Source organism: Longimicrobium sp., from assembly GCF_048594345.1.
GTDB lineage: Bacteria > Gemmatimonadota > Gemmatimonadetes > Longimicrobiales > Longimicrobiaceae > Longimicrobium.
Genome location: NZ_JBMDXM010000088.1, coordinates 1 through 22,180 on the forward strand (window position 1 = coordinate 1; position 22,180 = coordinate 22,180).

General features: G+C 70.4%; 24 protein-coding genes and 1 pseudogene. 12 read left to right on the forward strand and 13 right to left on the reverse strand.

The annotated features are described in order from the left end of the window. From ACOJUJ_RS09735 to ACOJUJ_RS09765, 7 genes and pseudogenes are all read right to left on the reverse strand, one after another. Positions 1-428 (reverse strand): annotated as a pseudogene (locus tag ACOJUJ_RS09735) (F0F1 ATP synthase subunit alpha); the annotation flags it as partial. Between the two features lie 111 nt (positions 429-539). Beyond that, positions 540-1,124, reverse strand: a complete 585-nt coding sequence (gene atpH, locus ACOJUJ_RS09740) for an ATP synthase F1 subunit delta (RefSeq protein WP_420126671.1) — start codon at positions 1,122-1,124, stop codon at positions 540-542. Positions 1,125-1,127: 3 nt separating this feature from the next. Continuing rightward, the gene (gene atpF / locus ACOJUJ_RS09745; RefSeq protein ID WP_420126672.1) at positions 1,128-1,709 is read right to left on the reverse strand and encodes a F0F1 ATP synthase subunit B; all 582 of its coding nucleotides are present in this window, start codon (positions 1,707-1,709) and stop codon (positions 1,128-1,130) included. A gap of 84 nt (positions 1,710-1,793) precedes the next feature. After that, entirely contained in the window at positions 1,794-2,051 is a 258-nt protein-coding gene (atpE, locus tag ACOJUJ_RS09750; protein WP_420126673.1) for an ATP synthase F0 subunit C, read from the reverse strand. A 258-nt stretch (positions 2,052-2,309) separates the two neighbouring features. Next, positions 2,310-3,359 (reverse strand): F0F1 ATP synthase subunit A, encoded by a 1,050-nt coding sequence (gene atpB, locus ACOJUJ_RS09755; protein ID WP_420126674.1) that lies wholly within the window; start codon positions 3,357-3,359, stop codon positions 2,310-2,312. Further along, complete coding sequence (locus ACOJUJ_RS09760; protein ID WP_420126675.1) at positions 3,356-3,727, reverse strand: hypothetical protein; 372 nt, start codon at positions 3,725-3,727, stop codon at positions 3,356-3,358. Before ACOJUJ_RS09760 ends, atpB begins: the two co-directional genes overlap by 4 nt. Further along, the gene (locus ACOJUJ_RS09765; protein WP_420126676.1) at positions 3,724-3,966 is read right to left on the reverse strand and encodes an AtpZ/AtpI family protein; all 243 of its coding nucleotides are present in this window, start codon (positions 3,964-3,966) and stop codon (positions 3,724-3,726) included. Before ACOJUJ_RS09765 ends, ACOJUJ_RS09760 begins: the two co-directional genes overlap by 4 nt. A 235-nt stretch (positions 3,967-4,201) precedes the next feature. Here ACOJUJ_RS09765 and ACOJUJ_RS09770 point away from each other — a divergent pair, with 235 nt between their 5' ends. Genes ACOJUJ_RS09770 through ACOJUJ_RS09785 form a run of 4 tightly spaced genes read left to right on the forward strand, consistent with a single transcriptional unit; the run spans position 4,202 to position 7,448 of the window. Continuing rightward, the gene (locus ACOJUJ_RS09770; protein WP_420126677.1) at positions 4,202-4,672 is read left to right on the forward strand and encodes a BsuPI-related putative proteinase inhibitor; all 471 of its coding nucleotides are present in this window, start codon (positions 4,202-4,204) and stop codon (positions 4,670-4,672) included. Next, positions 4,669-5,715, forward strand: a complete 1,047-nt coding sequence (locus tag ACOJUJ_RS09775; RefSeq protein WP_420126678.1) for a threonine ammonia-lyase — start codon at positions 4,669-4,671, stop codon at positions 5,713-5,715. The genes ACOJUJ_RS09770 and ACOJUJ_RS09775 overlap by 4 nt, the downstream gene beginning before the upstream one ends. Then, on the forward strand, positions 5,715-6,275 hold the full coding sequence (locus tag ACOJUJ_RS09780) for a gamma carbonic anhydrase family protein (RefSeq protein ID WP_420126679.1): 561 nt from the start codon (positions 5,715-5,717) through the stop codon (positions 6,273-6,275). The genes ACOJUJ_RS09775 and ACOJUJ_RS09780 overlap by 1 nt, the downstream gene beginning before the upstream one ends. A 6-nt stretch (positions 6,276-6,281) precedes the next feature. After that, on the forward strand, positions 6,282-7,448 hold the full coding sequence (locus ACOJUJ_RS09785; protein WP_420126680.1) for a M42 family metallopeptidase: 1,167 nt from the start codon (positions 6,282-6,284) through the stop codon (positions 7,446-7,448). Positions 7,449-7,766: 318 nt separating this feature from the next. Here the strand turns inward: ACOJUJ_RS09785 and ACOJUJ_RS09790 are convergent, their stop codons facing one another. Further along, the gene (locus ACOJUJ_RS09790) at positions 7,767-8,783 is read right to left on the reverse strand and encodes a sulfotransferase domain-containing protein (RefSeq protein WP_420126681.1); all 1,017 of its coding nucleotides are present in this window, start codon (positions 8,781-8,783) and stop codon (positions 7,767-7,769) included. 375 nt (positions 8,784-9,158) lie between these two features. On the opposite strand from ACOJUJ_RS09790, the gene thiO reads away from it, so the two are divergent. Further along, positions 9,159-10,319 (forward strand): glycine oxidase ThiO, encoded by a 1,161-nt coding sequence (gene thiO / locus ACOJUJ_RS09795; protein ID WP_420126682.1) that lies wholly within the window; start codon positions 9,159-9,161, stop codon positions 10,317-10,319. Between the two features lie 528 nt (positions 10,320-10,847). On the opposite strand, the gene ACOJUJ_RS09800 is transcribed toward thiO, so the two are convergent. Continuing rightward, positions 10,848-12,521, reverse strand: coding sequence for an Ig-like domain-containing protein (locus ACOJUJ_RS09800; RefSeq protein WP_420126683.1), 1,674 nt, complete (start codon positions 12,519-12,521; stop codon positions 10,848-10,850). Between the two features lie 386 nt (positions 12,522-12,907). On the opposite strand from ACOJUJ_RS09800, the gene ACOJUJ_RS09805 reads away from it, so the two are divergent. Then, positions 12,908-14,602 (forward strand): PPC domain-containing protein, encoded by a 1,695-nt coding sequence (locus tag ACOJUJ_RS09805; RefSeq protein ID WP_420126684.1) that lies wholly within the window; start codon positions 12,908-12,910, stop codon positions 14,600-14,602. A 120-nt stretch (positions 14,603-14,722) separates the two neighbouring features. Here the strand turns inward: ACOJUJ_RS09805 and ACOJUJ_RS09810 are convergent, their stop codons facing one another. Both ACOJUJ_RS09810 and ACOJUJ_RS09815 read right to left on the reverse strand, forming a co-directional pair. Beyond that, positions 14,723-15,499, reverse strand: coding sequence for a prepilin peptidase (locus ACOJUJ_RS09810; RefSeq protein ID WP_420126685.1), 777 nt, complete (start codon positions 15,497-15,499; stop codon positions 14,723-14,725). 6 nt (positions 15,500-15,505) lie between these two features. Beyond that, a complete protein-coding gene (locus ACOJUJ_RS09815) occupies positions 15,506-16,282 on the reverse strand; it encodes a TrmH family RNA methyltransferase (protein ID WP_420126686.1) in 777 nt (258 codons plus the stop codon). A 65-nt stretch (positions 16,283-16,347) separates the two neighbouring features. Here ACOJUJ_RS09815 and ACOJUJ_RS09820 point away from each other — a divergent pair, with 65 nt between their 5' ends. The 3 genes from ACOJUJ_RS09820 (at position 16,348) to thiD (ending at position 19,012) form a co-directional block, all read left to right on the forward strand. Then, the gene (locus tag ACOJUJ_RS09820; protein ID WP_420126687.1) at positions 16,348-17,187 is read left to right on the forward strand and encodes a M48 family metallopeptidase; all 840 of its coding nucleotides are present in this window, start codon (positions 16,348-16,350) and stop codon (positions 17,185-17,187) included. Further along, the gene (locus ACOJUJ_RS09825; protein ID WP_420126688.1) at positions 17,184-18,062 is read left to right on the forward strand and encodes a M48 family metallopeptidase; all 879 of its coding nucleotides are present in this window, start codon (positions 17,184-17,186) and stop codon (positions 18,060-18,062) included. The genes ACOJUJ_RS09820 and ACOJUJ_RS09825 overlap by 4 nt, the downstream gene beginning before the upstream one ends. Positions 18,063-18,187: 125 nt before the next feature. Beyond that, positions 18,188-19,012, forward strand: a complete 825-nt coding sequence (gene thiD, locus ACOJUJ_RS09830; protein WP_420126689.1) for a bifunctional hydroxymethylpyrimidine kinase/phosphomethylpyrimidine kinase — start codon at positions 18,188-18,190, stop codon at positions 19,010-19,012. Positions 19,013-19,266: 254 nt separating this feature from the next. On the opposite strand, the gene ACOJUJ_RS09835 is transcribed toward thiD, so the two are convergent. Both ACOJUJ_RS09835 and ACOJUJ_RS09840 read right to left on the reverse strand, forming a co-directional pair. Next, positions 19,267-19,629 carry a hypothetical protein gene (locus ACOJUJ_RS09835; protein ID WP_420126690.1) on the reverse strand — a complete coding sequence of 121 codons (363 nt, stop codon included), beginning with the start codon at positions 19,627-19,629 and terminating at the stop codon, positions 19,267-19,269. A gap of 156 nt (positions 19,630-19,785) precedes the next feature. Continuing rightward, positions 19,786-20,637 (reverse strand): purine-nucleoside phosphorylase, encoded by an 852-nt coding sequence (locus ACOJUJ_RS09840; RefSeq protein WP_420126691.1) that lies wholly within the window; start codon positions 20,635-20,637, stop codon positions 19,786-19,788. 152 nt (positions 20,638-20,789) lie between these two features. On the opposite strand from ACOJUJ_RS09840, the gene ACOJUJ_RS09845 reads away from it, so the two are divergent. The 3 genes from ACOJUJ_RS09845 (at position 20,790) to ACOJUJ_RS09855 (ending at position 22,038) form a co-directional block, all read left to right on the forward strand. Next, a complete protein-coding gene (locus ACOJUJ_RS09845) occupies positions 20,790-21,350 on the forward strand; it encodes a hypothetical protein (protein ID WP_420126692.1) in 561 nt (186 codons plus the stop codon). A gap of 163 nt (positions 21,351-21,513) precedes the next feature. Then, the gene (locus ACOJUJ_RS09850) at positions 21,514-21,732 is read left to right on the forward strand and encodes a hypothetical protein (protein WP_420126693.1); all 219 of its coding nucleotides are present in this window, start codon (positions 21,514-21,516) and stop codon (positions 21,730-21,732) included. Positions 21,733-21,864: 132 nt separating this feature from the next. After that, positions 21,865-22,038: a hypothetical protein gene (locus ACOJUJ_RS09855; RefSeq protein WP_420126694.1), complete on the forward strand. Its 174-nt coding sequence runs from the start codon at positions 21,865-21,867 to the stop codon at positions 22,036-22,038. Positions 22,039-22,180 lie beyond the last annotated feature (142 nt).

Consider the following 22,180-nt stretch of genomic DNA (forward strand, 5'->3'; position numbering starts at 1 on the left):
GCCACGATGTCCACCTGGCGGCGCGCCACGCTGGCGATGGGGCCCTTGCCGTCGACCGGCTCGCCCAGCGGGTTCACCACGCGGCCCAGATAGGCGGGGCCCACGGGGATGTCGAGCACGCGGTTGGTGCGGCGCACGGCGTCGCCCTCGTGCAGCGCCGTCCAGTCGCCCAGCACCACCGCGCCGATGTTGTCTTCTTCCAGGTTCAGCGCCAGCCCGATGACGGTCTGGCCCGTCTCGCTGGCGGTGAACTCGAGCATCTCGCTGGCCATGGTGCCCTGGAGGCCGTAGACGCGCGCGATGCCGTCCTTTACCTCGAGCACCGAGCCCACCTGCTCGGCCTGCAGAACGTCCTCGTACCGCTCGATCTCGCCAAGCAGCACGTTCTTGATCTCGCTTGCGCGAAGCTGGGTTTCCGCCGTCGCCATCGTTGTCCTCGCTCTATCAGGGTCCAGCGCGCCGCTGGAGTTGGCCTGCCCGAAGGAAAAGTTGCCGAGCGCCGGGGGTCGCGAGACGCCCGGCGGCCTTTCGTGCGCCCTTTAAACCGCGGCGGCGCTTCCGTTCGCGCCCGCCGGCATGGTGCTTTCCATCAGCCGGCGGCGCAGCGCCGATGCGCGGCTGCGCACCGAGCCGTCCAGGATCTCGTCGCCCAGGCGCAGCACCATGCCGCCCAGCAGCTCGGGGTCCACCCGGTAGGTGGCCGTCACCGTGCGGCCCAGCTGCGCCTCGAGGGCGCGCTGGATCTCTGCCTGCAGCGCCGCGTCGGGGGCGTGGCTGATGGTGACGTCCACCCGGGCGCGCCCCATCCGCTGGTCCACCAGGTCGCGGTACGCCTGGGCAATCTCCGGCAGCAGCGACTGGCGGCGCTTGTCCACCAGCACCATCACGAAGCGCACGAACATCTCGGGCGCGCGCCCCGCCAGCGCCTGCCGCAGCGCGTCCTTCTTTTGCTCGGGGCGCACGCGCGGCGTTTCCAGAAACTGGCGCATGCGCGCGTCGCCCTGCAGCATGGCCGCCAGGTCGTCCAGCGCCGTGCCAAACTGCTCCAGCGCCGCGGGGCCCTGGCGCTCGGCCAGCGCCGCCAGCGTCTCGGCGTAGTTGCGGGCGATGATCTCGGCGCGCACGGCTCAGGCCCTCGCGGCCGGCTGCGCGATCATCTGCGCCAGCGACTCCTGCACCAGGCGCCGGTTGTCTTCCGTGTCCAGGTTGCGGCGCACCAGCTTTTCCGCGGCGGACATGGCCAGAACGACGGCGTCGCGGCGCACCGTGTCGAGCGCCATCTCGCGCTCGCTGGCGATGTCGCGGCGGGCGCGCTCCAGCATTTCCTGGCGCTCGCGGTTGGCCGCGTCCATCATCTCCGCGCGCATCTTGTCGGCCTGTCCACGGGCCTCTTCGACGGCGCCGTGCACCCGCGCGCGCGTCTCCTCCACCAGGCGCCGGTTCTCGGCGGCCAGGGCGGCGGCCTCTTCGCGGTCGCGCTCGGCGGACTCGGTGAGCTGCGCGATGTGCGCCTCACGGGCCTCGACGGCGCCCAGGATCTTGGGGTACGCGGCCTTGCTGAGAATCGCCAGGACGATCAGGAAGATGACGATCGTCCAGATGGTGAGCCCCGGGTTCACCGAAAGCAGGCCGCCGCCGCCCTCCTCGGCCGCATGCAGCGGCGTGGCGGCGAGCAGAAGGACCGTGAGGGCGAAGAGCGAGCGACGCATGGGCTGATCTATCGTAAAAAGAGATTGGATCCGTCGGCCCCCGCGGTACGCCCGCGGGGGCCTTTCCGAAACGCCGTGCCGGTGTTAGCCGACGACGACCTTGCCCTGGATCAGGAACGTCACCACAATGGCGAACAGCGCCGCGCCTTCGACGAAGGCGGCCAGGATGAGCGCGCCGGTCTGGATGGTGCCGGCGATCTCGGGCTGGCGGGCCATGCCCTCGGTGGCGCCGCGGCCGATCATGCCGATGCCGATGCCGGCGCCGATCACGGCGAGGCCGGCGCCGATGCCGGCGCCAAGCAGGCCGTTGGTGAGTCCGTTGGCAGCTTCCTGAAGCAGCATTGGTGTATCTCCGTCAAAAAGTCGATTCGTTTCGGGCACTGCTCGCGCGGACTCGTTGAGCCGCGGACGCCTGGCCGGCTTTCGCCGCGCGTCCTCCCCGGGCGCCCATCTCCCGGGTACTGTACGACGGGGGTGGAGCCGTCCCCCGCCGGCGGCGATCATTCAGGACTTCGCCGCGCGTCCTCCATCTTTCAGCGAAGTGCGTCACACGAACCGCACCGCCGCCTGCCTCACTCCGAACCACTTCCGCACTTCGTCTCAGTGCGCGTGCCGCACCAGGCCGATGAACACGCTGGCCAGCATGGCGAAGATGAACGCCTGCAGAAACGCCACGAACAGTTCCAGGAACGTGATCGCCACCGCCATCAGCACCGGCCCGGGCACCACCGCCCAGTTGCCGAACACGAAGATGAGCGAGATGATCGCCAGCAGCACGATGTGGCCGGCCGTCATGTTGGCCATCAGGCGGATGGCCAGGGCGATCGGGCGCACGAACTTGCCGGAGAGCTCGATCGGCATGAGCGCCGCGGCCATCACGTTGCCCGCCACCGGATGCATTCCCTTGGGGACGAACCAGATGGTGTGCCAGTACTGCTTGGGCCCCACCGCCAGCATGCCGCCGATCTCCACCACCAGAAAGACCAGGAACGCCAGGCCGACGGTGACCGAGATCCCGGCCGTGGGCGTGCTGCCGTAGGGGATGAGCCCCAGCAGGTTGTTGAACAGGATGAAGAAGAACAGGGTGACGATGAACGGCGCGTACTTTTCGCCGCCGTGCCCCACGTTGGGCATCACCACCTCGTTGCGGACGTACAGCACCAGCGCCTCGATGAGGTTGTGGCGCTTGCCGCCGGTGCGCCCCTTGCCGGCGCGCGAGGCCAGCCCCGCGCCGCCCAGCAGGGTGAGCAGGGTGAGCACCGCCGCGAACCCCAGGAAAAGGACGTGCTTGGTGGGGGTCATGTCGATCGGACCCACCATCCACGAGCCCTTGGCGGGAAAGTGCACCACCGTTCCCGGCAGCTCCCACTCGCGCGAGTCCTGGATGTGGTGCAGAAAGTCGATCTGCCCGCCGGCGCCGTGGCTGTCTTCGGCCGCGCCGTGCTCGCCCGCCGCGGGGGCGTGGCCGGTGTTGGGATCGGCGCCGTGGTCCTGCGTGCCGCCCATGGTCTCGACGGCGGCCTGCCCCGACGCGGTGGCGGCCGGCGCGTGCGTCTCCGTGGCGCCGTGCGTCTGCACCGGTGCGGGCGCGGGCTCCGCCTGCTGCGGCGCGCCGGCGAGGGCAAGGAGGACTGCAATCGTGGAGATCATCGACCCTTTGGGTTCCGTGCACCGGACGCCAGGGCGACCGGTTCCAGCAGTGTGGTTGCGAACAGCACCGTCACCAGCGAATACAGAAAGGGCGCGGGGCGAAGGCCCGCCGCGGGAATGATCACCAGCGCGGCCACGATCACCAGCAGCAGCCGGCCCAGCATCCCCACCCCGTACGCGGCCAGCGCGTTGTCGGGAAAGGCGAACGTGGCGATCAGCAGCACCAGGAGCTGAAAGGCGACGGCCGTAAGCACCCCCACCGCCAGGGCGCCGCGCCCGTCCACGTCGGTGAGCGACAGGCCCACGCCGTAGACCAGGACACCGACCGCCAGCACCCCCAGGGCCACCATCACGGTCGCGCGCTTCACCGCTTCTCCTTGTCGCCCAGCACCAGGCGGCGGTACATCCAGAAGACGCTGAGCCCAAAGCCCAGGAACACGCCCGCCATCATCAGCCAGGGCTCCGTGCCCAGCCGTTCGTCCAGCCACTTTCCCGCGAAGAGAAAGGCGACCAGGACAAGGGCGAACTGCAGCCCGATCCCGGCCAGCTGCGCCGGGTCCTGCCCTCCTCCTTTCCGCCCCGCGGGTCCCGGCGAATTCGCTTTCATTTCCGCGTCATTCCGGGGTCCGGGGGGTGGTGGCGAGCCCAATATAGGAGCTTGTGAAATTTTTCGCAAGCACGCTGAACCGCGCTTGTGAAATTTTTCCCAAGCCCGCTGCGGCGGCGCCGAACGGCTTGCTTGACGCCGATTCTCGCTGGCGTCTAATTTGCCGGTCCGGAGTGATGGAACGCGGACGAACGTTCGCTTCACGTGATGGTCCGGACCCCCGTCACCCGACCCGATGAGCCATTCCGTCCCGCGCCGACGTACTCTGCCGCTGCTGCTTGCCGCCGGCGTGATGATCGCCGCGTGCACGCGGCCGCTCCCGCCGCCCGACGGGATGCCCTCCCCGCCCCCGCAAACCGTGCACTCCTCCGAACTTGTTTCCTCGCTGCGGGTGGAGGCGGGCGACACCGTCATCCTGACGCTGCAGGTGACCAACCCGTCCGCCGCGCCCGTCGCCTTCACCTTTCCCAGCGGCCAGTCGTACGACTTCGCCATCCGTGCGGGCGGGGCGGAGGTGTGGCGCTGGTCGGCGGACCGGGGCTTTACCCAGGCGGTGCGCACGGTCACCCTGGCGCCGGGGGAAACGTGGACCTTTGGCGAGCGCTGGGCGCCACCGCCGGGAACGCGGGGCGAGTTCACCGCCGTGGGCCGGCTGACCTCCAGCGACCGGGCGGTGGAGCGCACCACCGTCTTTCGCCTGCCATGAGCGGCGCGCGCGCCCGCACGTTCCATTCCCAATCCACGGCGGCGGAGTTCGCGGAGCCGGCGGCCGGCACGGCGGAGCGCGTCTTTCCCTCGCTGGCGGAGGTGCTGGTGGCCGCGCGGCGGCTGCAGGGCGTGGCCCGGCGCACGCCGCTGGAGCGCTCCGCCTGGCTGTCGGAGCGTGCGGGGGCGGACGTCTGGCTCAAGCTGGAAACCCAGCAGCGCACCGGCTCGTTCAAGCTGCGGGGGGCGTACAACGCCGTCGCCGCGCTATCGAAGGAGGAGCGCGTGCGGGGGCTGGTGACGGCGTCCGCGGGGAACCACGGGCAGGGGGTGGCGCTGGCCGCGTCGCTGGCCGGGCTGGCCCCGGCCGTCGTCTTTGTCCCCGCCGGCGCGCCGGAGGCCAAGAAGCGGCGCATCGCCCGCCACGGCGCGGACCTGCGCGAGGTGCAGGGCACGTACGACGACGCGCACCACGCGGCGGAGGCCCACGCGGCGCGCACGGGCGCGTGCTTCATCAACGCCTTCAGCGACCCCGCGGTCGTCGCGGGCCAGGGAACCGTGGGGTTGGAGATCGTGCAGGAGCTTCCCGGGGTGCGGACCGTCCTGGTCCCCGTGGGCGGCGGCGGGATCTCCGGCGGCGTGGGGATCGTGGCGCGGGCGATGGGGAGCGGCATCCGCGTGATCGGCGTGCAGACGGAGGCCACGTCGGCCATGCACGCCTCGCTCGCCGCGGGGCGCGTGGTTTCGCCGCCTTACGGCCCCACGCTGTGCGAGGGGCTGGAGGGGGACGTGGACGACCGTGGGCTGGCGCTGGCGGCGGAGGTGCTGGACGGGGTGGTGCTGGTGACGGAGGCGGCGGTGCGGCGCGCCATGCGGCGCCTGTTCCAGGAGGAGGGGATCGTGGCGGAGGGATCGGCGGCGGTGGGCGCCGCGGCGCTGCTGGAGGGCGCGGTGGAGGGGATCGAGGGCCCGACGGCGGTCGTGCTGACGGGCGGCAACGTGGACGGGGACCGGCTGGCCGGCATCCTGGCGGAGCGGGATTGATGGCGACGATCCTTCCCTTCGCCGGCATCCATCCCCGCATCCACCCCACGGCCTTTGTCGCCCCCAACGCCGTGGTGATCGGCAACGTGACCATCGAGGCGGAGGCCAGCGTCTGGTTTGGCGCGGTGATCCGCGGGGACGAGCCGGAGTTCGAGATTCGCGTGGGCGCGCGCACCTCTGTGCAGGACAACGTGGTGTTGCACGTTAGCAGGCAGGGCGCCACGACCATTGGCCCCGACGTGACGATCGGGCACGGGGCGATCCTGGAAAGCTGCACGGTGGGACGGGGGGCGCTGATCGGGATGAACGCCGTGGTGCTGCAGAAGGCGACCGTGGGCGAAGAGGCGCTGATCGCGGCCGGCGCCGTGGTGGCGCAGAACGGCACGGTGCCGCCGCGCACGCTGGCGGCCGGGACGCCGGCGGTGGCCAAGAAGGAGCTGCAGGGCGAGTCGCTGCGGTGGATCCAGACCAGCGCGGCCCATTACGTGGAGCTTTCGCGCGAGTACCTGGAGCAGGGCATCGGACGGATGGACGGGGCACACGGGCATTCCGAGGGATAACGATCGATGAGCGACTTCAGGACCCGGGACACCGCCCCCGACGCGCGGCCGGATGACGGCGCGTACCAGGCGTTCACCGAGGCGCAGCCGCACGCCCGCGGCGCGCGCTGGCAGGCTCCCGCGGCCGAGGAGGCCGGACAGATGGAAGAGCTGCTGCGTACGCTGTGCGAGCTGCCCGGACCCACCGGGCAGGAAGAGGCGGTGACGGACTGGGTGGCGGAACAGTGGGAAGGCCGCGGCGAGGTGACGCGCACCCCCGTGGGCAACCTGTTCCTCCACATCCCGGGCCCCGGCCCGCGCGTGCTGCTGGCCGCGCACGCCGACGAGCTGTCGATGATCGTCCGCTCCATCACGCCCGAGGGCTTTCTGCGCGTGCTGCCGGGCGAGCGCGACGTGTTTTCCTTTCCCTACTTCATGGGCCAGCGCTTCCGCATCCTGGCCGACGGCGGCGCGCTCCCCGGCATCCTGGCGACCACGACGGGCCACGCGCTCACCCCCGAGCAGCGCGACCGCACCCGCCTTACGTGGGACGACCTGTTCGTGGACGTGGGGATGACGGCGGACGAGGCGGCGGAGCACGGCATCCACGTGGGGACGCGGATGGTGTGGGATCCCGGCATTCAGCGCGTGGGACGGCTGCTGGTGGGCAAGGCGATGGACGACCGGCTGGGCGTGGCCGTCCTGGTGGAGCTGTCGCGGCGCTTGGCGGAACGCAAGCCGCGCTTCGACATCACCCTTGCGCTCACGGTGCAGGAGGAGATCGGAATGGTGGGCGCCAGCAGCCTGGCGCGCGACGGGCGGGCGTACGACGTGGGCTTCATCATCGACAACGGCCTGGCGGGCGACATACCCACGGTGGCCGAAGCGCACATGCCCGTGCAGCTGGGCGGCGGGCCGGCCCTTGTCCACCGCGACTCGTCCGTGCACTACTCGCGGCGGCTGATCGCAGAGCTGCGCGCGGTGGCTGAAAAGCACGAGATCCCGGTGCAGGACGTGGTGCTGTACCACTACTCCAGCGACGGCGCGCACCTGGTGCGGCAGGGGATGGAGACGCTTCTCGTCGCGCCCCCCATCCGCTACTCGCACTCGCCGTTCGAGGCGGTGGATCCGCGTGACGTGGAGAGCGCGGTCCGGCTGTTCGAGGAGTACCTCGCGGAGGCCGATCCGGCGTAGCGGGAGCGTGCAAGGCGTCCTCACACGGAGCCGGAGAGAAAATCGAGAGGCCGCGGAGACGTCCAGTTCTCCGCGGCCTCCGTTTTTTTCTTCCGTCGGCTCCGCGTGATGCCGGAACCGCAAATACGCCAGCGTTTTCATACCGAATCCGGCAAAACACCTCACCTCAAGTCGGACTATCGAAAACAGAGGTCAGGGTACCGAGGAACAGAGAACACCCCGAGGAACAGCGGCGGAAGGCGGATCACCTGTGTTCACGTGGCGGTTCCCGGTTCCTCTGTACCTTCCGATGTTGTTTTTACGGATTCGGCATCAGCATCAGGCTCCGCGATGCGACGCGCCGCCCGGCTGCCCGGCGGGGGAGAGGCCGCCGGCGGGTGGCGGCGGCGAAGCGGGTTTGCCTTCCCGGCCGCCCCGGCCCGACAGGACCCGGAACATGTCTTCGCCAAAATCGCGCAACTGCCGATCGCACGCCTCCTGGAATTCGCTGACGGCCCGCGGGTCCAGTTCCTCCCGCCATCCGCCGACCTTTCCCTGGCGAATGAAGGCTGTCTCGGGAGCGGCCGGCGGCTTGGGACGCATGCGCTCGAACGAGAACTTTTCATCGTGCTCGCGCATGAACGCGAACGAACACCGCTCGAGAATCCTGGGCATGGCGGCGGGATCGATGGTGATTCCGCAGAAATCAGCGATTCGCTTTACCGCCGACTCCAAGTCCGCACTCAATTCCTCGTACGTCACCACCAGCACGTTGAGGTGATCCTTGTTGCGAAGCCACCCGGATACGTGGTCGAACCAGCTGCCGTAGGGAACCCCGCCGGCCGCGAACCGGCCAAAGAATTCGTTCGTTGAATTGCCCAGCCCCGGCAGGTATTTGCGGGCATGGTAGTGGTACGACACCCCCACGTCGAGCCCGTTCCGGACGCCGTAGATGTACCGCCCCGGTCCTTTCGGGATCTCGTGGTACGACAGATGGCTCTTCACCACGCGCGGTGTCGCCGGCAGATCCTGAATCTTCTGGCCCCGGGGAATCATGGCTATTTCCAAAAAAGGCGAGACGTCTTCGATGTGGGCGAAGTTCATCTCTCCATCCGTGGTAAGCTGATATACGATCATCTGAAGCCACGTTGTACCCGATTTGGGGTACGTAACGATGAAGATGTCGTCTTCAGAGCCATCGTACTCCAGCCCGTACCGCAAGACGGTGAGCCGCCTGTGCAGGTCGCGGAGCTTCATCTGGCAGCGCATGAGAACGGCGTGGTCGATGCGCACGGCCAGTGACATCATCGACCCGGCAAGGGCGCCGAGGGTCTTACGCGGGCGTTTCCGGTACATGGTCGAATTTAGGGACAATTGATGCGCGCTACGCACGCCATCCGGAACGGGTGGCGCCAGAGTGCATCCAAGACGAGTCAACCGCTTCACTCGTCACTTGTAGACGCAGGAATCGGGCTAACCATATCTGACAGATAATGCGCTGTCAAACGTGCGGTAGCGGTGGACTCCCGGGCCGGTTCGGGCGGTGCCGCAACGTACGTACCGCACCCGATTCATGGAGCCGCTCCGCGGATCGGTCACCGGGACGGTCCGGAGCAGGGGCGGCAACGGACCACGGGCGATCGCGGACGAACGGAGAGGGCGCGGAGGCGGCCGGCTTCCTCCGCTCCGCTTCCATTTGCCTCCACGGCGTCCGCGTGAAATGTTTCGCGCATGACGACCAACAGGGGCGCGGGACGGACCGCCGACGTGGCGATTGTCGGGGGCGGCGTGATTGGATGCGCGGTTGCCCGCCGCGCCGCGCGCGACGGGCTTTCCGTGGTGGTGCTGGAGCGGGGGACGCCGGGGATGGAGGCCAGCTGGGCCGCCGCCGGGATGCTTTCCCCGCTGGCGGAGGCGGACGGGCCCGGCGCCTTTCTGGACCTGCTGATGGCCGCGCGGCGGATGTACCCGGCGTACGCCGCAGCCCTGCGCGAGGAGACCGGCGTCGACGTGGCCTACTCCGACGCGGGGACGCTGTACGCGGCGTTGCGCGCGGAGGACGAGGAGGAGCTGGAGGCGCGCTGGCGCTGGCAGTCCGCGGCGGGGCTTCCACTGGAGCGGCTGACGGCGACGGAGGCGCGCGAGGCGGAGCCGGCGCTTTCGCCCGCCGTCCGCGCCGCGCTGCGCTTTCCCGGTGACCACCCGGTGGACACCCGCGCCCTGGGCGCGGCGCTCTGGTCGGCGGCGGCGCGGGCGGGCGCGGAGTTCCGCCTGGGTGCGCACGCCGTCCGCCTGCTGCGCGACGGGGACCGCGCGACGGGGGTGGAGTGCGCGGGCGGGGAGCGGATCGAGGCGGGGGCGGTGGTGCTGGCGGGGGGCGCCTGGGCGGGGCGGATGGAGGGGCTGCCGCGGCCGGTGCCGGTGGAGCCGGTGCACGGGCAGCTGCTGGCGCTGGAGGCGGTGCCGCCGCTTTTTCGGCACGTGGTGGATACGCCGCGCTGCTACCTGGTGCCGCGCGCGGCCGGCCGGCTGATCGTGGGCGCCACCGTGGAGCGCACGGGCGACCGCAAGGCCGTGACGCCGTGGGGGCTGCGCCGCCTGATCGACGGCGCCGTGGAGGCGGCGCCCGCGCTGGAGCACGCGCCGCTGGCCGAGGCGTGGAGCGGCCTGCGCCCCGGCACCCCCGACGGCGTTCCCATCCTGGGCGCGGATCCCGACGTGCCCAACCTGGTCTACGCCACCGGCCACTTTCGCAACGGCATCCTCCTCGCCCCCCTCACCGGCGAGCGCATCGGCGCGCTGCTGGCCCGCGGCGAGTGGTGCCCGGACGTGGCCCCGTTCGGCATCGCGCGCTTCGGGGGCGATTCTCTCGCGGGTGCCCCCGCCCCCTGAACGGTCACGAGCGGGCTGATACGGAATCCGGAAGACACCTGTCATCCTGAGGCTCAGCCTCAGCCTCAGGCTCAGAGGGTGTTGAGAAACCTCGGATCGTGCCCGTCATCCTGAGGGAGGCGCCGCTCCATAACCTGCTCATACACAATACTCTGGCGCCGACCGAAGGACCTTGCCGGCAGAAGCGTGAAGCTGGCTTCATGCCCCGCATCTGGCCTGACGGTGGCGGAGAGAAGGTCCTTCGGTCGCGCGCAAGCTCTTGTGTTTATGGTAGTTGAGGCGTGCGCTCCCTCAGGATGACAGCGCGCGTCCGGCGGAACAACTGAGGTTTCTCAACGCCCTCTCAGAACGACAGTTCTGTCGGATCTGGTATGAGGATGAGAGCAGATTTCTCTGCTGGCGCCAACGCCTGTCGTACGAGACGGCGCGGCGCCTCCTTCGAAATGACCGATCGCGGTGTGCGGGTTTCGTCCTCAAGGAGCGGCGAAGCCCGCGGAACCCTGGGCCGTGGGCGGCCGGCGACACACCTCAGGGGAGCAGGGCGCCCGGCTTCCAGGAGACGCCTTGCAGCGTATCCATCTTCCAGGGAAGCTCGATCACCAGGCCGGTCTCTACCTGGATCAGCGTGACGTTGTCGAAGTGGGTGGCGATGATCCAGCGGCCGTCCGGCGACCAGCGGGGCGACCAGCCGTAGTGCCCGGTGGGCGCCGTGAGCTTGCGCACCCCGCTGCCGTCGGGCCGCATCACCATGATCCCCCGCAGGTACCCGAGCTCGTTCAGCTCGTTGTACGCGATCAGCTCGCCCGTGGGCGACCAGGTGGGCGCGTGGCCCGGCGCCAGCTCCCCCGTCGTTTGCCCCGTGGTGAGGTCCGTGATGCGGATGGTGACCGGCCAGCTCTCCCAGAAGTGCACCATCTTCGTTCCGTCCGGCGACAGCGAGGGATGTCCCGGCCCTTCGGCAACCTTCGTGAGCCCCGTGCCGTCGGCATCCACGCGCCAGATGGTCTGCCGGACGTTGGGCACACGGGAAAAGTAGTAGACGTACGCCCCGTCCGGGCTGTACTGCGGCCAGAAGTGCTCGCCGCCCGTGGAGACGCTCACCAGCGGCCGCGCCGCGCCGCCGGTGCCGTTCGCCACCTGCAGGTATCCTTCGTCGACAAAGACCAGGTTTTGCCCGTCGGGCGACCAGGCGGGAAAGGCGCCGGCGCCGGCCGCGATGCGCCCGGTTCCGTCCAGGTTCATCAGAACCAGGCCGCCGTTGGTGGACGTCGCCATCGCGCCCACCGGGACCGACGCGATCCGCGCCGTGTCGGCCCGCCCCCCCGCCGTCGCCAGGATCAGCGAGGTGCCGTACGCGGGCGTGCTCACCACCCCGTTGCCATCCACCGGCAGCGGCCCCTCCATGCGGGTCAGCGCGACGGCGGCGGCGGTGGGGTTGCCGTGGCGGTCCAGCGCGGTGGCGCGCAGCTGCACCGTGCGGCCGATGAAGACGGCGGTGTCCGCCGGCTCCACCCGCGCCCCGGCCGGCGCGCCGGCCAGCACGGTTACGGTGGTGGTGTCCGCCAGCCCGAGCCCCTCGTTGCGCACGATGAACCTGGCGGGACCCGCCACCGTCCCCATCACCACCGGCACTGAGGCCCTGCCCTGCGCGTCGGTGAACACCACCCGCGTTTCGATGGCGCGCCCCCCCGCCGGGTTCTGCAACTGCGCCGCGTAGGTAAAGTGGGCGATGGCGACGGCTTCGAAGCGCAGCGGCTGGTCCGCCAGCGGGCGGCCGCCCGCGTCGCGCAGCTCGGCCACCAGCGGCGTGCCCGCGACGGCGTCGACGGTGTCGCGCACTTCGGTGACCACCGTAACCCCGGGGCCGCCCGTCACCCACACCCTCGCCTGCCCGGCCGCGCCTTCCGCCGAGGCGGTGATGGTCGCCACGCCAAACCTGCGCGCCGTCACGGTCCCGTCCGACGACACCGCCGCCACCGAGGTGTCGGAGCTGGCCCAGGCAAACGCCACCCCCGTCATCGTCCCGCCGCCGGAGCCGCGGGCGACAGCTTCCAGCCGCGAGGTGGTATTCAGCGTGATGTACGCCGTGTCGGGGCTGATGGCGACGGACCGCAGCGTCTCCGACCCGGCGGGGCCGTCGCACGCCGCGGCAAAGGCGGCCGCGAGCAGCGCGAGTGTGCAGGAACGGAGGCGGCGTGACATGGAAACGGAGAGGCGTGGGCGGAGCGATGCGGGCGCGGGATGGGTTCACGCGCACGGCGGGGCGAGGAGGCAAATATAACGGCACGCGCATCCGGGGAAAACCATCCGTTCCCGCCGCAATGCATTCCAGGGATCCACTGAAGCATTTCCGCCGCAAGGGGTTGGGATGCGGCCTGCACACTGGTTCCGCCGCGGCGCCGGTGTTAGCTTTTCCGGCCCGCCGCATCGACGTCCGTCGTACGCCAGCCGGCTCCGCTTTCGCGGTCGATCACGCCATCCGCATCCCACACCTTTCCATGCGCCCCTGTCTTCGCACGGCACTCTTCGCCTGCGCGCTCCTGCTCTGTTCCTGCGACAACCCCGGCGGCGGCTCAGGCGGACCCGGGGTGACCAATCCGCCCGAAACCGCCGCGCGCGAGGTGGCGCTGGGCCAGGCCGTCACCGAGTCGCTGGAGAGCGGCGGCGACGTGGACGATTTTCTCCTGACCGTCCCTACCGCGGGCCGGGGGATGATGCTGTTCACCGGGACGGGAACCGGGCAGGGCACGCTGCACGTCACCGTGCTGGATTCGGCCGGTGGCGAAAGGGTGATGCAGGCGGTTTCCCACGGCGCCGACGGCGTCGGCAAGCGCTTCGTGCTCCCCGCGGGCCGCCTGATCGTGCGGATCAGCTCGACGGGCACCACGGGTCCGTACCAGTTCACCCTTCACTCCATCGCCACCGGGCCGGAAAGCGGCGAGGGCCCCCTGGCCCTGCGTGCGTGGACGGCGGGCGCCGTGGCTCCGTACTACGACGTGGACGAGTACGCCTTCGACGGGACGGAGGGGCAGGAGGTCAAGGTGTACGGGAGCGGGGGCCTGGAAGTCACGCTGCGCAGCCCGGTGGCGGGTGCCCCCGAGCTGGCCCTGGTGCGCACCTGGCAGGGCTCGGGCGAGTCGGAGCCGGTGCGCCTTCCCGTGACCGGCCGCTACACCCTTACGGTCAACACCCCCGACCCGGTGGACGCGCGGGGGGCGGGGGCGTACCAGGTGATGGTGTATCCTATCGTCCGCACCCCCGAAGGCGTGCCCGCGGCGCTGCAGCACGGGCAAACGGTCAGCGAGCAGCTGGACATGCCGGCCGACGTGGACGAGTACACGTTCACGGCGGCCAGGGGCGACATCATCCAGTGGTTCTTTCAGATGCCGGCGCCGGGCACCGGGACCTTCAACCTGATCGATCCCGTCACCGGACAGCTCCTGAGCCACGGCCCGGAGCCGTTCGACGTGCCGCGCGACGGAACGTACACTGTCCGCGTCTTTGGGGGGACGGGCGCGTACACGCTGCGGATGTTCCGCATCGACCCGCGTCCGGAGCAGGTGCCGGCGACGATCGCGCTGGGCCAGACGGTGCAGGGCGAGTCCATCCAGCCCTCGTCGGACCTGGACTACTACCAGTTCACCGGCACCGCGGGGACCGAGATCGCCATGCACCTGCGGGGGCCGCTGGGCCACTGGCTGTACCTGCTTCCCGCGCAGGGCGACGAGCCGCTGCTGCGCCTGCTGGCCCTGCAGAGCGATGACGTCGAGGGGAACACCAGCGAGCGCTTCGTGCTGCCCTACGACGGCACCTACCGGGTGCGGATGGGGCTGCACGGCACGCCGCACACCGGCATCTCGCCCGAGCCGGTGGGGGCGTATCGCTTCCGCCTTTCGCGGATCCAGCACGCGCCGGAGTCCGTTCCCGCCGCCCTCACCATCGGCCAGACGGTGACGGGCGAAAGCCTGGAGCACCGCGCCGACATCGACGTGTTCACCTTTCAGGCCCAGGCGGGGCAGCGGCTGACCCTGTGGGGCGCCAAGTCCGTCATGGGCCCCAGCGGCGCCCTGGCGATGACCATCCAGCGGCCGGGCCCCGAGGTGCAGCCGCCCCTGGCCTACATCTGGGCGTCCGAGCAGGCGTTCATGAACACCTTCGTGGTGCCCGAGACGGGGACGTACGAGGTGCGGGTGTTCTCCTCCAGCTCCACCGGCACCGCCCCGATGCACATGAGCAGCTACCGCGGCCCCTACCAGCTCGTCGTCCGCCCGCCGGACTTCTGATCGGCGGAACCAAACGGCCTCACGCGGAGACGCGGAGGGCGCGGAGCACGCGGAAGAGATTCTCCGCGCCTCCGAGTCCTCCGCGTCTCCGCGTGAGGCTTTTGCTTGACGGCGCTCGGCCTACACCACCAGGAAGTTGCGCACGTACCAGTCGATCATCGCCTGGCCAAAGGGCTCGGTAATCGCGGCGCCCAGGGCCAGGAAGATGCCGAAGGGGACCAGCTTGCCCGTGCGGTAGCTGATGGGCGCGAAGATCAGGCTGCCGAACAGCGCGCCCAGGAACACCGTCAGCAGCACGCCGACGGGGCCCAGAAACGCGCCCACCATCGCCATCATCTTGATGTCGCCGCCGCCCATCGCGGGCTTCTTGAATGCCCACTCCCCCACCACCGCCACCAGCCACAGCAGCCCGAACCCCACCGCCGCGCCGATCAGCGAGCGCACCGGCGAGATGCCGCCCGGCGCGAACGAGAGGGCCACCCCCAGCACCAGCCCGCCCAGGGTGAACTGGTCGGGGATGATGTAGGTGCGCGCGTCCGACAGCGCGATCCCCAGCAGGATGGTAAAGAACAGCGCAGTGGCCAGCGTTTGCCAGGAAAGGCCGAAGCGCCACGCCGCAATCACCCACAGCGCCGCCGTAAGCAGCTCCACCAGCGGGTACTGGATGGAGATGCGGGCGCCGCACGCGCGGCACTTGCCCCGCAGCAGCAGCCACCCCAGCACCGGCACGTTGTCGTACCACTTGATGGGCGTGCCGCACGATCCGCAGCGCGACGGCGGCGAGACCACCGACAGCTCCTCCGGCCAGCGGTACACGCAGACGTTGAGGAACGAGCCCACGCACGCGCCCACCAGGCCGGCGTAGACCATCACCATGTACTCCGTCAGTCTGTCCAAGACGCCTCAGCGCAGCAGTTCGTACAGCAGAATGGCGCCGGCGGCGGCCACGTTCAGCGACTCCGCCCGCCCCCGGATGGGAATGCCCACCACGCGGTCCGCCCGCGCCCGCGTTTCGTCCCCGATCCCCGCCCCCTCGTTCCCCAGCACCAGCGCGGCGCGCGGCGGACGCGGATCGGGGACCGGCTCCCCGCCCGCGGCGGCCGCGAGCGTGGCGAAGCCGCGGGAAGATAGCCACTGCGACAAGCCCTCCCAGTCCGCCGGCACCACGGGAAGCCGAAAGGTGGAGCCCATGGCCGCGCGCACCGACTTGGGGTTCCACGGGTCCACCGTCCCCGGCAGCGCCACCAGTCCGGCCGCGCCCAGCGCCTCGGCCGTGCGCGCCAGCGTGCCAAAGTTGCCGGGGTCCTGCACCGCGTCCAGAACGACAATCACCGCCGGCTCCGCGTCCATCGGCAGGTCGTCCAGGCCGGCGGAGGGGATCGGCGCCACGGCCAGAATGCCCTGCGGCGTCTCGGTATCCGCCAGCGCGGCAAGCTCGCGCTCGCCGGTTTCGTGGACGGCAACTCCTTGCGACGCAAGCAGATGCAGCAGAGCCCGTCCCCGGCCGCTGTCCCCCAGGGTGGACGCCGCCAGGGCGAATCGTATGGGGAGGGCCGAGGCGGCCAGGTCCTCCACCGCGCGCACGCCTTCGACCAGGAAAAGCCCCTCCGCCTCACGCGTTTTCCGCTGGCGCAGCGACCGCAGCAGCCGCTCTTCGCGGCGGCTCAGCACTGGGGCCATCCCTGGTCCGGTCCTTGCTTTCCCCTGCTCCTCACGACGACACACCCGTCAGAATGGAGAATCATATGTCGCAAACACTTAGGCGCGTGTTCCGGCGCACGGCGGCCGTTGCCGCCCTGTGCGGGGCCGGCGCCGCCGCGGGGTGCGCCCCGCAGGTGAGCACGCAGCAGGAAGTGGCGCTGGGCGCCGACTACTCGGCCCAGATCAATCGGCAGATGCCCATGCTGAACGATCAGGCGACGCTCAACTACATCAACCAGATCGGCTCGCAGCTGGCGGCCATCGCCGATCCGCGCGGAATCCGCTACCACTTCTACGTGGTGAACTCCGACGTTGTCAACGCCTTTGCCCTACCGGGCGGCTACGTGTACGTCAACCGCGGCATCATCGAGCGCGCCGACAACGTGTCGGAGCTGGCCGGCGTGCTGGCGCACGAGATCGGCCACGTGGCCGAGCGGCACAGCATCGAGCAGCTGCAAAGGGCGCAGAACGCCAACCTGGGGCTGAACGTGCTGTACGGCGTGCTGCTGGGCCGCGCCCCGTCCGGGGTGGAGCAGGCGGGGATCCAGGTGGGGGGCAGCGCGGTGTTCGCCGGCTACACCCGCGACGCCGAGCGCGAGGCGGACCGCGTGGGCGTGGCCTACCTGATGCGCGCCGGGTACAACCCCAACGGGCTGGCCACCTTCTTTGAAGAGCTTCTGTCGCTGCAGCAGCGCCAGCCCAGCCGGGTGGAGCAGTGGTTCGCCACGCACCCCACCACGCAGGAGCGGGTGGCGAACGCGCGGGCCATCATCGCCGCCACGCCGGGCGCGCAGGGGGCCAACCTGACCACCGACACGCGCGCCTTCCAGAACATCCGCGCCCGCGTGACCTCGCTTCCCGCGCCGCCGGACCGCCGCCGGTGAGCAGGCGCGGGACGTTCGCATCCGGGGGCCGGCCGCGCGCCGGCCGGCTCCCGCGCGCGGCGGCGGCGCTGCTGGTGGCGCTGTCGCTGGGCGGGTGCGTGAACGAGGCGCGCGAGGTCGCGATCGGAAACCAGATCGCCTCGCAGATCAACGCCCAGATCCCGCTGGTGCAGGACGTTCCGCTCAACCTGTACGTGAACGACCTGGGCCGCATGCTCGCGCAGCACAGCGCGCGGCCGGACCTGAAGTACTACTTCTACATCGTCGACAGCCCGGCGCTCAACGCGTTCGCGCTGCCGGGCGGGCACATCTACGTGAACCGCGGGCTCATCGAGCGCACCAGCGACGTGTCGGAGCTGGCCGGCGTGCTGGCGCACGAGATCGGGCACGTGGCGGCGCGGCACGGAGCCGAGAACCTGCAGCGCCAGATGCGCACGCGGTCCATGGCGCGGGTGATGTACCAGCTCATCCTGAACCGCGAGCCCATGCTCAAGGCCGAGGCGCTGGAGGTGGGGAGCGCGCTGTGGAACGCGCAGAACTCCCGCGCGGCCGAGCAGGAGGCCGACCAGCTGGCGGTGGGCTACCTGGTGCAGAGCGGCGTAGACCCGCGGGGGATGCTGAGCCTGTTCAGCGCGCTGTGGGAAGAAGAGCAGCGCGTGCCCAGCACCGAAGCGGTGTCGTGGTTCAGCACGCACCCGGGCACGGCGCAGCGCATGCAGGCCACCCGGGCGCAGATCCGCGCCCTGCCGCCTCCGCCGCAGGCCTTGGCGCGCAACAACGAAAGCTACGCCGCGTTCCTGCGGCGCCTGTCCGCGCAGCCGCCCTCGCTGGGGCAGATCCTGATGCCGTCGGGCCATCCGCCCGTCGGACGGTAGGGGACGGCGGGGGAGACAGGGGGACGGGGAGGATGAAGCGGCGCGGTGCCCTTGCGGTGCCGTGCCGCTTCCGTTTCCATTTCGCGCTTCGGTTTTTTGATCCCGATTCACAGCGGCAGTCACGGATGAGCATTCCCATCGCACTCACCATCGCCGGGTCCGATTCCGGCGGCGGGGCCGGCATTCAGGCGGACCTCAAGACCTTTCACGCGTTCGGCTGCTTCGGCACCTCGGCGCTCACCGCCATTACGGTGCAGAACACGCGCGGGGTCACCGGCGTGCACGCCATCCCGGTGGACACGGTGCGCGCGCAGATCGCCGCGGTGGCCACGGACCTGCCGCCCGCCGCGTGCAAAACGGGGATGCTGGCCACGGCCGATCTCGTCCGCGCGGTCGCCGCCTCCATCCGCGAGCACGGGCTGCCCAACTACGTGCTGGATCCGGTGATGGTTGCCACCAGCGGCGACCCGCTGCTGGCGGAGGACGCGCAGCTCACCATCGCCGACGAGCTGCTGCCGCTGGCGGCGTGCGTAACGCCCAACCTGGACGAGGCGGCGATCCTGGTGGGCTTTGCGGTAGAGGACGTGGACGCCATGCGGCGCGCGGCGCGGGCGCTGGTGGAGCGCGGCGCCCGCTCGGCGCTGCTCAAGGGCGGGCACCTGCGCCAGGCGGAGCTGGTGGACGTGCTGTGGGACGGAACGGAGTGGCACGAGTGGCGCCGCCCCAAGCTGGATACGCGCAGCACCCACGGCACCGGCTGCACCCTCTCCGCTGGCATTGCCGCGGGGCTGGCGCACGGCCGGCCGCTGCGCCAGGCGGTGGAGGACGCGCTGGACTACGTGCAGCGCGCCATGGCCGCCGCGCCGGGGCTGGGCTGCGGCCACGGCCCGCTGAACCACCTGGTGCCGGGGCGGATCGGCGACGGGGGCGGATCGACGGGGTCGGCTTAAGTCCCTGGAGGATGAGCGGGTAAACCCGCTGCTGGGAAAGCGACAAGCCCCGTCCCGGCTCGCTTGCGCTCGCCGAACGGGGCTTTACCTTCTCGGGTCAGCGAGGGCCTGCGCGCCGGGCGAGCCATTCGCATAGACATAGACGACCCGCGCAACAGCGGGGACGCATCGCCGGCATTTGCGACGTTTATACCTCTCCCGCTTGCGGGAGAGGGTGCGAGCATAAGCGAGCGGGTGAGGGCCCCGGTGAGCGCCTAGCTGACGCGCTCCGCCTGCGCGCCAAGCACGCTCTGCGCCTGCGTGCGCTCGGGGACGCCCGGGAGCGGGAGGGCGGCGTGCTTCTGCTTGCCGCTCTCCAGGTCGCGGCGGAACTCCGACTCCTCCGCAAGCTCGCGCAGCGTGCGATCCATGCTGTGCATCTGCTCCTCCATCAGCGCCATCCGCCGCTCCACCAGCTGCGTAGCCTGATTGTCGCTCTGCAGCTCGCGGTAGCTCTTGAGCGCTTCCATCAGCGGCTTGAGCGCAAAACGGGCGGTCAGGCCGGCGATGGGGATCAGGATCGTCATCATCCCCAGGAAAATGGCCAGTCCGGCGATGATCGCGGTGTTCGGGTCCATCGGGTCCTCCGTCGATAAAGGGCTTGCGGGCCCGGAGAGCGGGCCGGATCGGAAGGAAAAACGGCCTGGAATCCGGCCGTGGAGGTGCCTACGGCGGGTACAGCGGGAAAGATTCGCCGCCTCCGCCAGGCGCGGCGAATCTCGCCGATCGAACGGCTACTCCGCGGCTTCGGAGGCGCGGTTCAGGCCGGCGACGCGCGGAAGGACGCCGCGCACCAGGGCGGCCAGGCGGTCGCGCACGCGGGCGCCCACCTCCATCACCTCCTGGTGCGACAGCCGGTCGCTGCTCAAGCCCGCCGCCAGGTTGGTGATGCAGCTGATCCCCAGGCACTTCATCCCGATGGCGCGCGCCACCAGCACCTCGGGCACCGTGCTCATCCCCACCGCGTCGGCGCCCAGGCGGCCCAGCATGCGGATCTCCGCCGGCGTCTCGTAGCTGGGCCCCAGCAGCGCCGCGTACACGCCCTGGACAAGGGGGATGCGCAGCTCCCGCGCGACCTCCTCGGCGATGGCGCGAAAGCCCGCGTCGTACGGATCCGACATGTCGGGAAAGCGCTCTTCGCCCGGCACCGTCTGCCCGATGAGCGGGTTGCGCAGCATCAGGTTGATGTGGTCGGCCATCAGCATCAGGTCGCCGGGCTGAAAGCCGGGGCGAATGCAGCCCGCCGCGTTGGTCAGCAGCATGGTCTCGGCGCCAAGGGCGGCCAGCGCGCGCACCGGCAGCGCCACGTCGGCCGGCTGCCACCCTTCGTACAGGTGAAAGCGGCCCTGCATGGCCGCCACCTCCACGCCTTCCAGCCGCCCGGCCACCAGCTGCCCCGCGTGCCCCGCCAGCTCCTGCGTGCGGCGCGGAAAGCCCGGGATGTCGCCGAAGGGAATGCGGACGGCGTCCTCGATGTCGTCCGCCATGCCGCCCAGGCCGCTGCCCAGAACGAGCACGGCGTGCGGCGCGCGGGTAATGCGCTCGCGAAGAAAGGCGACGGTGTCGTGGATGGATGGGGCGTGCATCGGCTCTCCAGGTGGCGTGATGCGCGCAATCTTCGCCACGCACGCCACGACGTCAACCATCCGGCGCGAAACATTTGCGGCGGCGCACTCGTTCCTGCTTTCGGCCGGGCCCGCCGCACGCGGTCCGGACGGCACCGATCCACCGGAGAACCATGCAATTCGGCACCTTCGCACGCATCTTCTGGTACTGCGGCCTGAGCTTTGGCCTGTTTCAGTTCGTCGCCACGCTGGTCCAGAGCCGATCGTTTGTCGCGGCCGCGTTCATCGGCGTCGCCGCCGGCATCTTCTTCGGGGCCACCATGGGCCTTACGCTCACCGCCTTGAGCCGGTGGGCGATGAAGCGTCGCGGCATTGAGCGCGGCAAAGGCGGAACGGGGGTGGACGTGAGCGACGGCGTGCTGCTGCCGCTGCCCCCCCAGCAGGCGCTGGAGCGCTGCCGGGCGGCGCTGGCGGCGAACCGCGGGCTCAAGGAGGTCCGGGTCGATCCGGCCAGGGGAGCGGCGTACGCGCACGGCAGGCTGAGCTGGGCCAGCTTTGGCGAGAAGATCGAGTGCCGCGTCGCGGCGGTGGAGGATGGCAGCTGGGTAACCATCCGCAGCCGGCCGGTGCTGAGCACCACGGTGGTGGACTACGGCAAGAACCGCGAGAACGTGCAGCGCATCCGCACGCTGCTGCTGGACGGGGCGCCCGCCCTTGCCGCGTCGCGGGGCTGATCCTGCCTGACCGGACCAACGGGCAAGCACCAGGACAGGTATCGACCCGGCGGGTGCCCGTCACCGATGGCGATCACCCGCGACCACCCTTCCTTTTCATGACGTTTACATCGATACTACTTCTTCTCCCTACTTTCCATATCCCGCACCGGAGCGAGATCTCATGAAGAAGCTCAGGCTGGAACTCGAGGACCTGGAAGTCAGCTCGTTCGCCGCGGAGAAAGCGCAGACCGGCGCCGTTCACGCCATGGCGGCGACGTTGGTGAACACGTGCCGGTGCACCGCCGAAGTCGGCTGCTACCACACCAGGTACTGCACCGGCCCCGGCTGCGTGATCACGGCCTACTACGGCTGCATGACCAACGATCAAGGCGCCTGCTGATCCAGCGCTCCCGCGGGTGGAACGGGCGTGGGCGTCCGGCGGATGCCCGCGCCGGTTTGCTCCTGGCCGGAGGTGCGGAACTTGATGAGGACCATCCGTTCACGCCGCATTCACCGGAACGGAGTCAATCCCATGAAGAAGCTCAAGCTGCAGCTGGAAGACCTGGCCGTCGGCTCGTTCGTCCCGGACGAAAGGGTCGGTGAAGTGCACGGGATGCAGGTGACGCCCCGTTGCACCGCCGAGCTGGGATGCTATCCCTCCCGATTCTGCAGCGTCGTCCCGGCGTGCGCCCATCAGGAGGGATGATCCGCACCCGCGCGCATCCGGATCCGGTCGATCGCACCAAAAGCACGAAAACGAGCGTGGGGGCCCCCGCGGGCGCCCCCCCGCGGTCCGGTCGCCGCGCCCAGCCAAACCGGTGGAGGGCGGCAAGGAGGCCCCCGGGGGG